Source organism: Gluconobacter japonicus (assembly GCF_015244665.1).
Lineage (GTDB): Bacteria > Pseudomonadota > Alphaproteobacteria > Acetobacterales > Acetobacteraceae > Gluconobacter > Gluconobacter japonicus.
The window spans coordinates 378,698-391,848 of record NZ_JABCQN010000003.1; the positions used below are offsets into that span (position 1 = coordinate 378,698).

10 protein-coding genes and 1 tRNA gene are annotated in these 13,151 nt (G+C 52.2%); 6 read left to right on the forward strand and 5 right to left on the reverse strand.

Features of this window, described 5'->3' with window-relative positions; all coding sequences use genetic code 11:
* Position 1: 1 nt before the first annotated feature.
* The 3 genes from HKD32_RS08250 to HKD32_RS08260 form a co-directional block, all read right to left on the reverse strand.
* On the reverse strand, positions 2-3,208 hold the full coding sequence (locus HKD32_RS08250; protein WP_194257826.1) for a glycosyltransferase: 3,207 nt from the start codon (positions 3,206-3,208) through the stop codon (positions 2-4).
* Positions 3,209-3,256: 48 nt separating this feature from the next.
* Entirely contained in the window at positions 3,257-3,823 is a 567-nt protein-coding gene (locus HKD32_RS08255) for a protein-export chaperone SecB (RefSeq protein ID WP_061930993.1), read from the reverse strand.
* 82 nt (positions 3,824-3,905) lie between these two features.
* Positions 3,906-4,196, reverse strand: coding sequence for a hypothetical protein (locus tag HKD32_RS08260; RefSeq protein WP_194257827.1), 291 nt, complete (start codon positions 4,194-4,196; stop codon positions 3,906-3,908).
* Positions 4,197-4,361: 165 nt separating this feature from the next.
* On the opposite strand from HKD32_RS08260, the gene HKD32_RS08265 reads away from it, so the two are divergent.
* The 6 genes from HKD32_RS08265 (at position 4,362) to HKD32_RS08290 (ending at position 9,016) form a co-directional block, all read left to right on the forward strand.
* On the forward strand, positions 4,362-4,694 hold the full coding sequence (locus HKD32_RS08265; protein ID WP_023942288.1) for a lipopolysaccharide assembly protein LapA domain-containing protein: 333 nt from the start codon (positions 4,362-4,364) through the stop codon (positions 4,692-4,694).
* 8 nt (positions 4,695-4,702) lie between these two features.
* On the forward strand, positions 4,703-5,413 hold the full coding sequence (gene pyrF, locus HKD32_RS08270) for an orotidine-5'-phosphate decarboxylase (protein WP_061930990.1): 711 nt from the start codon (positions 4,703-4,705) through the stop codon (positions 5,411-5,413).
* Positions 5,410-6,045 carry a phosphoribosylanthranilate isomerase gene (locus HKD32_RS08275; protein WP_061930987.1) on the forward strand — a complete coding sequence of 212 codons (636 nt, stop codon included), beginning with the start codon at positions 5,410-5,412 and terminating at the stop codon, positions 6,043-6,045. Before pyrF ends, HKD32_RS08275 begins: the two co-directional genes overlap by 4 nt.
* Before the next feature lie 40 nt (positions 6,046-6,085).
* Positions 6,086-6,176 (forward strand) — tRNA-Ser (locus HKD32_RS08280).
* A 1,002-nt stretch (positions 6,177-7,178) separates the two neighbouring features.
* Positions 7,179-7,556 (forward strand): hypothetical protein, encoded by a 378-nt coding sequence (locus tag HKD32_RS15210; RefSeq protein ID WP_228118871.1) that lies wholly within the window; start codon positions 7,179-7,181, stop codon positions 7,554-7,556.
* On the forward strand, positions 7,556-9,016 hold the full coding sequence (locus HKD32_RS08290) for a PepSY-associated TM helix domain-containing protein (RefSeq protein WP_194257828.1): 1,461 nt from the start codon (positions 7,556-7,558) through the stop codon (positions 9,014-9,016). The genes HKD32_RS15210 and HKD32_RS08290 overlap by 1 nt, the downstream gene beginning before the upstream one ends.
* Before the next feature lie 356 nt (positions 9,017-9,372).
* Here the strand turns inward: HKD32_RS08290 and HKD32_RS08295 are convergent, their stop codons facing one another.
* Together HKD32_RS08295 and HKD32_RS08300 are read right to left on the reverse strand one after the other, a co-directional pair.
* The gene (locus HKD32_RS08295; protein WP_228118872.1) at positions 9,373-11,775 is read right to left on the reverse strand and encodes a penicillin acylase family protein; all 2,403 of its coding nucleotides are present in this window, start codon (positions 11,773-11,775) and stop codon (positions 9,373-9,375) included.
* 198 nt (positions 11,776-11,973) lie between these two features.
* Positions 11,974-13,149, reverse strand: a complete 1,176-nt coding sequence (locus HKD32_RS08300; RefSeq protein WP_061930980.1) for a serine hydrolase domain-containing protein — start codon at positions 13,147-13,149, stop codon at positions 11,974-11,976.
* Positions 13,150-13,151: the final 2 nt, after the last annotated feature.

A 13,151-nucleotide genomic window follows, 5' to 3' on the forward strand; every position in this document is an offset into this window, starting at 1 on the left:
GTCAAAGTTCCGAAAGCGGTAATGAGATGCCAACACGAGGCGTCAGGGTTCTGATGGCCGGTGCTTCTTCCTGTGCCTCAGAGAGATGAGAGTCCTCGATTTCTGGTAGAGGCTCCTCAGCTTTGCGAGGGGACAGGCGAATGGGTGCTGGTGCAATGGGGCCATTAAGCCTGTCCTGCCTGATCAAACGTGGGGCATGAGCAGGAAGCAGAATAGGCGTCTGCCCGGAAGCCAGGTTCAGAATATCTTTCACCTGCTGATCAAAAGCTTCCGATCCAGACAGGGACGTGACGAAGTGTCTGGCGTTTTGACTGACGCGATTCCAAAGGCCTTCATCCTGATACAACCGTATCACAGCATCTGCGAAAAGAGCCGGGTCACAGAAGCCACCTGCAACGCATTTTTCAGAGTCTTCTGACCAGCCAAGTTGCTGCATGGTCGTTTCTGTCAGCACGGCGGGAAGGCCGACGGCGGTGGCATCGAGAATTTCCTGCGCGGGAGCACTCATGACACGGGAAGGATCGATCATGATCCTGCGGGAACGGTAGAGTGCAGCCATGTCGACACTATCAGGAAGCGCTTCAATCCCTACCGCCCGTGTGTAAGGGGTTAGGTCAATATCGCTGCCTCGATGTCCAGCAAACAGGATGGTCGCATCAGACGGAAGACGGCCGGACAATTCATGCAAAACCTGATGCACAAACCAATCCAGCCCATCATGTGCCGCGCAGCCCGAAGTGGCGCAGGGTAGCGCAAAAAGAATTCCAGTACGATCATGAAAGCCTGGAACTGTCGTAGGAATGACGCGCGGGGCATAGTTGAGTTCAAGTACGTTACCATAACCGAGCGCACGGAGATTTTCTGCTTCTTCGGCATGGGAACAGGCAAGCGCCTGACACATCCAGGCGTCTGCCAGTTCGCGATCAAGATCATCGAGCATTTGCTCGCGATCATCATGCGCACCAACGCGTCTTCGAAGATAATTTTCCTCCGCTGCGGTTCCATCAAGATCCAGAACCATATTCAATTTGGGAAGAATGGCAGAGTGCGATCGCAGTATGGCACCTGTGCGATGGAGTGTGTTGGCTCCCGTGACCCAGAGAACATCGAAGGATGCAGCGCGATCATTAAGGAATTCCGGGAGCTCTGAAATATCGCTCTCGTTCATGATTTCTACGTTCGAGGGGAAATCGAGTGCGACTGTTACAGGATCGGTCACGCCCCCTTCCAACGGGAAGACTGTCACGTGGTACCCCTTCCGGCTCAGGGCCAGAATCAATTCCTGGGTTCGAAGGTGGGGCGAACCGAGAAAGCGGTGAGGTAATGTGGAACACAGCACCAGCACTGTCGGTACGCCAGATGCAAAGCGCGCTCTGAAAACAGACGTCCCGACCATAGGGTATCGGGAAAGTATGGCTGAAAATCTACGTCTTAACCAAGTTTGATTTCTTCGCAGGAACTCTTCAGGTAAAGCGGTTGGTGGCCGGGTCCGATCCAGAACGGAAGGATCATAGACAATCTTACCGCCCGCCTGACGCAGGGCCAGACACAACGACAACAGCCGGGTTTCTGATCCAATACAAACCTGGTCAATGCCACCACACGCCGCCAGCTTGTCCCGTCGACAGAAAAACATGCCAACAGAGATGGCATCTACCTGACGGCAGAACCCGATCTCGGGCTCGTTTGCGCGCTGACCCGTGCCAAATCTGAGGGTCGAAGCATCCCGCCAGACAATCGTACCTGCTTCAAGAACCCGGCCATCAAGCCCCAGAGATTGCCCCCCGACAGCCCAGACATCCGGGGAATCAAAGGCACGTAAAGCGGCAGACAACGTATTGGGGAACGGTTGTGTACTGGGTTCCATCAGGAGAACAATATCGGCACGCGCAAGCTCTACGGCATGACGGATCTGCTCTGGTGTGGTTGTCCGGGCAGTTGGACGAAGAACGCGGATACCTCTTACAAGACGCTCGATCTGCGTCGTTTCATCGCTCGATCCGGTATCTACGATGATGATATCGATTGCCCCGGCTCCGTTTGCATGCAAAGCGGACAGTGTAGAGAGTGCCTCCAGAAACTGGTTGGTTACCGGGATGACAACGCTGATTTCTGGAGAGCGGATCAGGCGGAAGTCCAGAGGAGAGCGAACAATGGACGGGATCAGTGTCCCCGCTCGTTGCAAATCCAAATTCCTGTATTGCTCCGCAGAAGCATCCGGAATGTCCTGCGTGACAGCAATCTTTCCTTGGGACTGGACCCAGAGCGCAAATACGTCTTCGAATTGACCTTCTCTCAGCTTACGCTGAATTCCTGGCTCTTCGGAAAAGCTCTTCAGATCTACATCGACCTGAGGCATACGCATCTCACGGGCGCCATAACGCACAAAATGATCATATCCGTTCCGGAACCCGCCATCGGTCACGATCTGTGCGACATCCGGATACAAATGGGCGTAGTGGCTTTCGCTAAACCATTGGTTCGGGTTGTATGCGCGCGGAGTGGTATTTGTCAGATAGTGATGCAGGGCGTTCAGGAAAACACCGTCTTTGATGGCATTTTCAACATCCGGATAGGTAGCAAGATACCATTCCGGATCAAAATACCAGGAACTCCGACATAATCCTGCCTCTGATGACATCAGGAACTGTCGAAAATCACCTTTGCCGATATCGTAGGAAATGCCTCGGGTCAGGCTGGCCATCCGGAAAACAGAGGACTTGAAAAAAGCGTGTGCCTGTCTCTGTTCCTGTTCACCGTCTGTCAGATAATGGTCATATCCGTTGCTGAAACCCTGAGAAATCAGGACTGGCAGGCTAAGGTCTGTATTGCGGGTAAAATATTCAGTTTCCGAGAAAAGCCAATGTGGTGAGCGACTACGAAAACCGCTTTCGCAATAATGCAGAAAGCCACAACTGAAGACGCCATAGCTGATTCCGTCCCGCACATCCGGGTTCTGCCTCAGATACCATTCTTCATCGAAAAACCGGTTGGGAGACAGGCCTTGGCTTGCCCCCCGCTCCAGCCAATGGTGCTCCATGGATTCATTGCTGAGATCCAGAACTGAACCGTCACTTTTGAGAAGCTGTTCCTCACGAAGAAGACGCGCGTAGCGGGTTCGATACCATTCAGCATCAAAGCGGCCCCAGACCGGAGGTCTGCTGCCGGAAAAGGCTGGAGAAGCAAGAATATAGTCTTTCAGGCTCATGACGACCTTGTTCCCGCACGCGTCTTTATCTTTGACGATTGAATGTTATCAGCCCTGCTGAAGCCGACGGTTCTGCCAGAGGTCATGGAAATTGATGGGCTGGATATTCCCAACAGGAAAACCAGCTTCCCGGACGGCATTGAGCATTGCTGCCCGGGCCGAGGGGAAAAGATATTTCGGAGCTTCGACGAGAAGAAGCGGCTCTGCAATAGCCTGCGTCATTGCTCCTGAAAGACCAAAAAGGCCCGCATAAGCAATATGGATTTCATAGAGCACGCGAGGAGCAGGGGCATTCGGGACCGGAGCGGCATCCAGACCCTGAGCGCGGATGACCAGAGTAACCTCGAAGCTTGGCTGTCCGCCGCCGGGGAGTTGCCGGGCCGTCACATCTACGGTCATGCCTACATGAGGTTGAGCCGGGATGTCACGATAGATGTCAGGAGTGTTCTGAACGTCAATGGACAGGGTACGAAGATACTGAGAACCAACAACCAGCGCAGGGCTGGTTTCAGAGGACACAGAACTTCCGGACGCGCCCTGAAGTGTATCTGCATGATTGTGATCGTTCATCCTGACCTTACCTGTAATCTGCACAGCAACAGTCTGCGTTGTCATTTGAAAACGCAGGACAATGACATAAGCCTATCTTGTGTCATGAGGGGGAGATTTTGGCTACCCAAAGGCTTTTTAAATCAGACTATATGAACCGTCCACGCAGTATTCCGAGTGCCGGAAGAGGCGTCCACCGCCTTGGAAGTTCTGCGCGGGCGATCCGACGAATATGGTAACTGGGTGGCGGCTGTTGCTCACCCATCAGGAAGTAAGCGTATGCCCGGACCTGCGATGTCCGCCACTGGCAGTCTGACTCTGCGGCTTCGCGCGAGACATAAATGTCTGCAATGATCGTGCGTTTCCCCTGTGATGCGATTACGGCCCATAAAATGTCGGCTTTTGGCAATGCCGGGCGGAGTGGTATGACTTCAGGCACGGCGGTCCCTTTCAGTAAAATACTGGGAATGTTATCGCCTTAACGGAACGTCAGCATCGGTGCTTGGTTATGTCCCGTGACAAGAGCACACCATGAGTGCTGACAGGAAATCAATCCTCCTGAGGGCGTCTTGCCGCCCTGCAGGCAGCACGATAGGACTTCCCCATGCTGAGACTTCTTTTTATCGTTATTTTTCTGGCTGCTCTGATCGTTTTTGCTCTGAGTAATACTGATCTTGAACCAATCTGGCTGATTTCTTTCGGCTGGCATCTTTCGGTGGGAACCCTGGCGCTAGGCATCGGTGTTGCTGGCCTGATTTTTGGCTTCCTGACTGGCTGGGTTGGCGAACTGCGGCAGCGTTCGCGCGCTCGCCGGTCTGAAGCACATGTTCGCACGCTGGAAAGCCAACTGGTGGAGCTGCACCAGCGGCTTGACCGTCTTCAGACCCCTCCCGTTGCCGCAACAACGACAGTCCCCTCACCTGAAAACCGGATCTGATTATCACCATGTCCAAGAGAACCAAGCTGATTGCTGCTTTTGATACGAATAGCCGGTCACAGGCAGAAGAGTGGTCCGTGACCCTCGGCAAGACGGTCGATGCCATTAAGCTTGGGCTTGAGTTTACTTATGCCTGCGGTCTGGATGCGGTTCGGGCTGTCTCGACAGGACACCAACTCTTCCTGGACCTCAAACTGCACGATATTCCCAATACCGTTGCTTCCGGTCTTTCCGCGCTTGCCCCTTTACGACCTGCCCTGACGACCATTCATGCCTGTGGTGGAGCGGAGATGATTGCCCGCTCTCGTGAAGCGCTGGAAAAGGCATGTCCAGATGAAGCGCATCGTACTCGTTTGCTGGCCGTTACTGTTCTGACGAGCATGGACGAAGCTGGCCTGCACGAAACAGGCGTAAATGCTACGCCGCAGGAACAGGTATTGCGGCTCGGCAAGTTGGCAATCTCGGCGGGAGCGGATGGACTTGTCTGCTCGGCCCACGAAATCGCGCTTTTGCGTGATGCTTTGGGCGACAAACCTGTTCTGGTTGTGCCGGGTATTCGTCCTGCTGGCAGTGCCTCCAACGATCAGAAGCGGATCATGACGCCAACACAGGCGGCTCAGGCTGGCGCGGACTGGATTGTTGTCGGACGCCCCATCACACGTGCTCCTAACCCTGCTCTCGCAGCCCAGGAGATCATGGCTGAGCTTGCCAGCGCATGATCGGCGTCAAGATCTGCGGTGTGCGGGATGTTTCAACCATGCAGTTCTGTGGCGGTTTGCAGGTCGATTGGGTTGGTTTCGTCTTTTATCAGGCCTCCCCGCGTTATGTGACACCCGAGCAGGCTAAGATTTTGAATGATAGCGCGCCTTCCCGGTCCTTGGGCGGCCCTGAGCGCGTCGGCTTGTTCGTCAAGGCGGATGACGAAGCAATCGAACAAACCCTTCAGTCTGTGAAGCTTGATGTTCTGCAGATCTACGACACTGAAGAAAGAGCGAAAGCCATAAGGGAACGTTTTGGTCTCCCTACATGGCTTGCGAGAGGTGTAGCTTCATCGTCTGACCTCCCTTCCCGTTCTGAACTTGATGGGTATGTGATTGAGGCTCCGCATCAGGAAGGAGACGGCCGTCCAGGTGGTTTAGGGCGTACATTTGACTGGACATTGACCAAAAGCTGGTCTGCCCCAGCGTTCTGGATGCTGGCAGGAGGCCTGAACCCTTCCAATGTTGGTAATGCATTGCAGGCCAGCGGAGCGCCTGCAGTAGATGTATCTTCGGGGGTGGAAGATAGCCCTGGCCATAAGTCTCACGATTTAATCAAAAAATTTGTCGAAAAGGCGCGTTTTGGGGGTTGATCTCCGAAAGAGCTTTTCGTAAATACCACCTCGCTCGACAGGAGAGATGGCCGAGCGGCTTAAGGCGCACGCTTGGAAAGCGTGTGTACGTTAATAGCGTACCGTGGGTTCGAATCCCACTCTCTCCGCCAGTGATACCCCTACCATTAGTGACCGTTATTGACCAGGGGCAGCCATTTCTGCCCCTTCCCTCAACTTGGTTTGTGTCCACTAGTGATCTGAACAAATCATAAACAAAGTGCTGATGGGGGTGTCGGTTCTGACAAACGGAACTGTGCGGAAACCGTACTCAGAGTGTCATACTTCAGTACCGATCAGGCAAGGTTGGTGATGGAGATCAGCCAACCTTCACTGTGTGGTTCTTTTGGGACGGCTAGTTCGGATATTGGTTGTCCCGATCAAATGTTCCGGATGCATTTTCTGGAGGGGGTGGAGGACGACAGCCATCTGGGGGAGGTGGACGGTGGGCCTGATCATCCATTGGCGGTGGCGGGGGTCTGTTTCCCATTTGACTGTTATCAGGCGGCGGCCCTCTTCTGTCTCTATCAGGAGGTGGGCCACATCTATGATCTTGCGCTTTATCGTTGCCCGACTCTTTGTCATCATTTCCATAAGATGGAGCCGCCTGACTCACGGTTGTATAAGTCTGTCCGTTATAGACAGTGGAACTCTGAGCAAGCGTAGCCGCAGGAAGCAATAGTCCTGCCGCCAGAAGAAATTCACCGTATCTAATTAGCATAACTCACTCCAAATCGACGGTGTTATCTACGGCTTGTGGTGAGAAGCTGCAGTTAAGAATGGCAACGCCCTGCTTCAGGGCATTGGGCTTATCAAATGTTATTCAGTGTGAAGGCTTTTGTAGAAAAACCTGTGTAGTGGTGGGTGATCGTGGTGCATCCAGGTCGGTTGTTTCATCCTGAAGAATTTTTATATCGCAATGAATGCTCAATGAGTCTGGTAAAGATCACCATCGATTTCGTCACAGTTGGTGTGCTTATGTCTGGAATATCTACTCAGCGATCTTTCGTTACCAAATTAATCGTTCGTTTGTGGTAAGACATGGTTTTTGACCAATAAGTTTGAGAAGCGAACACCTGATCGGTCATGATAGTTTTGAAGGTGTAGCAACTGGTATGCGCGAGAATGATACGGTTCATACTGCGGCTGAAGGAAAAAATTGCATGTTGTCGCGCGGGCTGATGTCTTCCGATGGCCCTTCTAAACAAAAAACCGTTCTGAAACGCAGGTCATCGCCTGGTCCCCAATGGATTGGCAGAGGACTTGTCAGTCTAGCTTTGGCTTGGACTTTTGCCCATTTCGTGACGCTTGGTTCACCACTCTGGGGACCCGGCACTCGGCATGATGCCGTGATTTTCGGACAGATGATTGCAGTGGGTCTGTTTCCCATATTGTTTCTGATTGCATTCGGGATGAAAAATTTTTTGCGTGGCACTATTGTCGTTGGGATCGCCTGCCTCATTGCAGCATCTGGCTTAATGATAAATCGCTGATGCAGGATACTCTTCGTACGCGCATGGGATGGCTCCATGCATGGATTGGGTTTTCAGCCGGACTGCTTCTTTTTTTTGTTTTCGTGACAGGCAGTCTTGCAGTCTTCGATACCGAGCTAACGCGATGGCTTCAGCCGGAAGTTCCGCCGCAAGCAGCGCCCTTCTCTGTTCAGGCTCTTGATCGCACATTGCCTGATGTCCAGTCTCTGCTGAGACAAGGGGAAAAGCCTTTTATAACATTGCCTTCAGCGCGTGACCCCGTCATGCGTGTCCAACACCATGACGGCTACGAATTTCTGAATGTTCCCTTCAATCCTGAGACAGGTGAGCGGATTAACGCGCGTGCTACTGCGGGGGGAACATTTTTTTATGACCTGCATTACACGATGCGGGCGGGGCTGTATGGCGAAACCCTCATCGCCTTTGCTGGCCTAGCACTTCTGGTCACAGTAGGGTCCGGTATCATCATTCATCTGAAAGGGTTGATACCGGACCTTCTGCTCTTTCGGCCGTTTGCTGCAAGACTGAGAGCTTGGCTGGATGTCCATATCCTTGCCAGTGTCCCCTTTCTGCCCTTTGTCATCATGATGGCTTACACGGGTACCTTTATTCGTGCCCGTACGATTTTCCCGCCTGTGTCCTATATAGCGTCGTTTGAGGCGCTTTTTGCGACCCATCCCTCCCCCGATGTCCCTGCAAAAGAAGAAAGGCCAGAGATTCCTCTGCTGCCTTCCCTGCCTCCGTTGCTGTCACAATCTGAGCAGATCTTGGGCATCGGACAGATCGGGCATATTCTTTTTCTGAGTGATAGCATTCTGTTCACGCGGACTGATATGTCTGGCCCGCTTCTGACGCGCGAACATGTCGATTTCAGTCCGAGAGATGGCCATTTTCTGCGCCATGTTCTGCTTCCTACCCCTGTGACGCATGCGCAGCAGTTGATGGAAGGTCTTCATTTTGCCCGTTGGACAGGTTCTGGATTGCGCTGGATGTATTTTCTATCCGGCGTTCTGGGGGCAGTCATGTTCGGGAGCGGATCTGTTATCTTCCTGATGAAGCGTCGCAGACAATCCGGGGACCGTATTATGTTTCGTATTGCCGAAGGGCTTACGATCGGGGCGCTTCCAGGCTTCCTTCTGGCAACACTCACATTTTTCTGGGCCAATCGTTTGTTGCCAGTCTCCCTGACGTCTCGTCCTCTTGCTGAAGTTCACAGCTTTTTTGTTATGTGGTGTTTTAGTGCTTTAGTCGGGCTTCTATTGTGCCTGTGGGGAAGATCGACACTTGGGTGGAAACTACAGTTGGGCCTGCTTGGGGTATTGGCGATACTCCTCACGCCTCTTGATCTACTGACACGATCTGGAGTGTCTGTTTTCCATGCTCCAACGGTTTTTGCGACGACGGATCTCTGCGCCCTTCTTCTGGGGCTGATATCGTTTCAGATGGTTCGTCGATTATGATCATTGTTCTTTGCATCCTGCTCTGTAGTGCAGGGTTGGTCATGCAGGCGCTCTGTGAGCCAAAAATGCTCCGGTTCGCTAAACTGTTCCAATACAAGGCCTCATATCACGTTCGAATAGGACGCTTTATGTCTCTTTGTCTTGCGTTTCTCTGTTCGTTATGGGCGGAACCAAAAACAGCTATTGTTGTGTGGGCAGGATCTTTTTCATTTAGTGTCATAATTGTAGCGATAGGCTGGGCTGTTTTCTCTCGCTACAGGGAAGCTTTTCGATCATAGGTTTCCCCCGAAAAGAGCCTGCTGGCGGGCAATTTTATCGAAATACCCACCTAATAGATCCCTTTATCCGTCGGGGTGTTACGGCCTGAAAAAATAGTGTCGGACAGTATGTTTTTTAATGTTCGACCAAGAAAAATACAGGGGCTGCATATCTCCCTTAAGCCAAGGCTCGAAGAAATCCGAATAATTCCCTGTCATGGGATCAGCAGACTGACCAGGGAAATTCAGGAATAGAGAGTTATCCCAGCTTCCTACATCACAAACCATCAGAAAACTTGCCCCACCCGTCGTGGCATAGGGATTTTGACTTGTATGGTATGGATTATACCATCGAGCCATGACCGTATATGGATCGCCACCACTCCCATAATTTTCCCCGCCAATGTTTGGAAATGCATTTTGGATAGAGGTCAGGTTGCCCAGAACATGCCCCAGAGTAACGGTGTGAAGCGCTCCCCATTTCCAAGATGCGGGTAATGCGCCAAGGCGTGACGTCAGTTCACTGACTGCCTTTTGAAGGCATCTTGAGAGTATCTCATCCCTGACACTTTGAGCGTTATTCCCGAAATGTTTTTCCGGAGACTGGAGCAACGCAAGCTGGACCGACGGACTCAAAGGCGCCGGAAGCAGATCGTGTAGTTCTGAGGGGATAATAGCGGCATGAATGGCCACGCAGAGATGCGTCCACCAGACTTCATAAAGTGCTGCTGCCGGACTGTCGTGATCTATCTTTCCATTCCAGTTTTTCAGAAGCTGGTAAGCAAATTTTGTTCCCTCACTTTGTTCGGGCAGGAGTTTTATGACCTGAAGGGCCAGTTGCGAAACTGTATCATGCTGCAAGTCAGCACTGTCCTGCACTGTTCCATGACTGGTCGCATCAAGAACCTGAGCGACTCTTTCATAGCGGAACGGCTCACTCCATTCGTAACTGACCTTGCGGTTTGTTTGTGAATAACCCGACGGCAGGTTCATTTGGTTAGATGTTCCAAACCATCCATTTGCAGGGTTGAAGCTAGATGGAAGATTATCCATCGGTTGCAGGCCTTCCCAGTCATAGAGGCCATCGCCCGGTGCAGGCATCATGCCGTCATGCTGCTCGGCTCTCTGTGGAAGTCCACCAGCTGCGTGCCAGCCAATATTTCCCTGCCCGTCTGCATAGGTGAAGTTCGTCGGGCTGGTGTGTGCACGTAAAGCCTCACGAAAAGACGTCCAGTCGTGAGCAAGGTTGATGCCAATATTGGCCAGTAGTCCATTGGCACCGGGATAAAGCCATGTTGCGGAGACGGCAACGGCACGAGAGCGCTCTGGATCTTCGGAAATAACAGGACCTTGTGCCGCAAAGCGTAACGTAACCGACTGGTCTTCTGAATTCCGCGCAGCGATACGGACGATTTCTTCCTGCATCTTGCGCCATTTGCCACGATGCCAGTATCGGCTCGGATCATTCGTGTGTGTTCTAAGGATGAAAAGATCTTCCTGATCGATGTGGAAGTTGGTTCGACCAAATGCAATATGATCATTATGCCCCTGCATTACGCCTGGCATACCCGGAGAGCCTGCTCCGATAACATCCAGGCCGGGAGCTGTCAGATGAATGACATGTCGTGGCCCGGGAGCGCCAAAAGCAAGATGTGGGTCATTGGCCAGAATTGGTCGACCTGTCGCAGTTCTGTCAGACGCAACCACCCATGAGTTGCTTCCTTCATTATTCTTCCGATGAGAAGGATCGCCTTGAAGGGTAGCTGCGCGGATTTCTCCTAATGGGAGCCGCTGTTGTAGTACGCCGAGATGGCCCAGATCTTGCTCCGAAAAGCTGTGGACATCCAATCCAGGTAAGGGCTGAGGCGTATAGGCTGGCTGGAGAGGTGTGACGAAACTATCGTAGGAGAGTGCGTCCCGAGCGGCGAGACGCGCACGACGAATTTCCAGTTCTGTATTACCGGTCACTTCAGCCCTGATCCGGACAAGATCGCGGACGCTCCATTCCAGCGGCTCGTATTTAAAGATCGAAAATTCGGCTGGAAGATGCTCAGGGTTGTCTTTTACGCTCCGGATATAGGCATTGATTCCGGCTACATACGCTTGAGCCGCATCTTGTACGGTTGAGTGATAGGCCGCCAGTTCTGCATCAGCATCGCCACGAAACAGGAAAAGTCTGTTGGCTACGTCACTTGCAACAAAGGCTTCTCCAAAAACCTCTGCCAGTCGACCCAGAGACTGGCGATGGCTGAAATCCATTTGCCAAAGACGATCTTTTGCAACGAGATAGCCGTTTGCGAAATAGGCATCTGCAATAGAGCCAGCTTTAACATGAGGAATACCCCACTTGTCTTCCAGAACCTCGAAGGGGGCATTCAGACCCTTCAATCCTTGAATACTCTGCGCCTGCGCTCTTTCTGGTCGATCAAATATTGTAACCGCAAAAGCTGCACTCGCCATTAGAAATGATCGACGGTTCAGTGTCGGATGAGGAACGGACATTGATGGATCCTGATCATTTTTGGTGTCGTAGGCTTGTTTTTATCGCAGGCAAAAGCTTTTGCGATGAATGAAGCATGCGAAGTAGAATTGTTTCTGTTGTAAAATCAGTGGCTAGCAAGATCTATTAATGAGAATTTTGTTTCTGTTAACCTTAGGTTATGGCGATCAGAAGCAATTCCTCTGATCGCAAATCTGCATTTAGGTGTGCGATGTCAGCCCCAAATCGCGGGCTGCTTCCGTTGCGATATCATGGCGAAGCTTGACCACGCTGTGCCCTCCGGATGGATGCACACGGTTGGTGAGGATCAGCACGTAGCTGTCACTGTCTGGATCAATCCAGAGAGACGTTCCTGTAAAACCCGTGTGGCCAAAGGAGTGATGCGAGAAAATATCGCCTCTGGGTGTCGAATAATGCGTTGAAATGTCCCAACCCAGTCCGCGTAAATCAACCTTTCCTGCAGGTTGTTGAGGGGTAGCCATGAGCAGGAGAGTCTCGCGCTTTAGTGGAAATGTACTGGGGCGCCCTGCCAGCCGATCAAGCAATGCCTGCGCATAGAGGCACATGTCATGGGCGTCTGAAAATAGGCCTGCATGACCTGCCACGCCTCCCATTCTTCGGGCTGTTGGATCGTGAACAACTCCACGTAAAAGAACATTTTTCTCGTCGTATTGCGTAGGAGCAATCACTGGCTTCAAGGATGTATCTGGAAGATAGCCAGACTGTGTCATTCCAATTGGGGTCAGAATATTTCTGCTGACATAATCGTTGAGAGCAAGGCCGCTGACCTTTTCAACAATCAGGCCAAGGGTGATGAAATTGATATCACTGTAAACGAATTTTTCAGCAGGAGGATTAGCCAGAGGGGACGTCATGGCGCGACGGACTGCCTCCGACTTTCCACTCCAAGCGTCTTCCAGTGGGAGGTCCGCAGGCAAGCCGGAATAATGTGTCAGAAGAAGGCGGAGGGTGATGCTGCCTTTACCATTTATCCCAAACGCAGGGAGATAGCAGGTAACAGGGTCATCAAGATGCAGGTCCCCTCGTTCTACTAATTGCATGACAGCCAGAGCCGTCATTGTCGGCTTGGTCAGGGACGCCATATCAAAATGCGTCTCCCACGTCATTGGTTCCTGCTGGGGAACCAATGCTCGGTTGCCGTAGACATATCTATGAACAATCTGTCCCTCGTGACCGATGGCGACAACTGCCCCTGGAGCTTGACCATCTCGTATGGCTGTTCTGACCAATTGATCAACGTCCGCGAACTGAGCCTGTCGCGGCCGAGCACACGCTGTAAGCATCGAGCAGGTAAGTGCCATGCTGCTGGTCAGGAAAGCTCTCCTGCCTAAACCTTCTTGAGGCAACATCATCATGG

Coding starts and splice junctions, on each gene's coding strand:
- HKD32_RS08250 (WP_194257826.1), bottom strand. CDS start 3,208: ATGAGCCTGAAAGACTATATTCTTGCTTCTCCAGCCTTTTCCGGCAGC.
- HKD32_RS08255 (WP_061930993.1), bottom strand. CDS start 3,823: ATGACAACGCAGACTGTTGCTGTGCAGATTACAGGTAAGGTCAGGATG.
- HKD32_RS08265 (WP_023942288.1), top strand. CDS start 4,362: ATGCTGAGACTTCTTTTTATCGTTATTTTTCTGGCTGCTCTGATCGTT.
- pyrF (WP_061930990.1), top strand. CDS start 4,703: ATGTCCAAGAGAACCAAGCTGATTGCTGCTTTTGATACGAATAGCCGG.
- HKD32_RS08275 (WP_061930987.1), top strand. CDS start 5,410: ATGATCGGCGTCAAGATCTGCGGTGTGCGGGATGTTTCAACCATGCAG.
- HKD32_RS15210 (WP_228118871.1), top strand. CDS start 7,179: ATGCGCGAGAATGATACGGTTCATACTGCGGCTGAAGGAAAAAATTGC.
- HKD32_RS08290 (WP_194257828.1), top strand. CDS start 7,556: ATGCAGGATACTCTTCGTACGCGCATGGGATGGCTCCATGCATGGATT.
- HKD32_RS08295 (WP_228118872.1), bottom strand. CDS start 11,775: ATGTCCGTTCCTCATCCGACACTGAACCGTCGATCATTTCTAATGGCG.
- HKD32_RS08300 (WP_061930980.1), bottom strand. CDS start 13,149: ATGATGATGTTGCCTCAAGAAGGTTTAGGCAGGAGAGCTTTCCTGACC.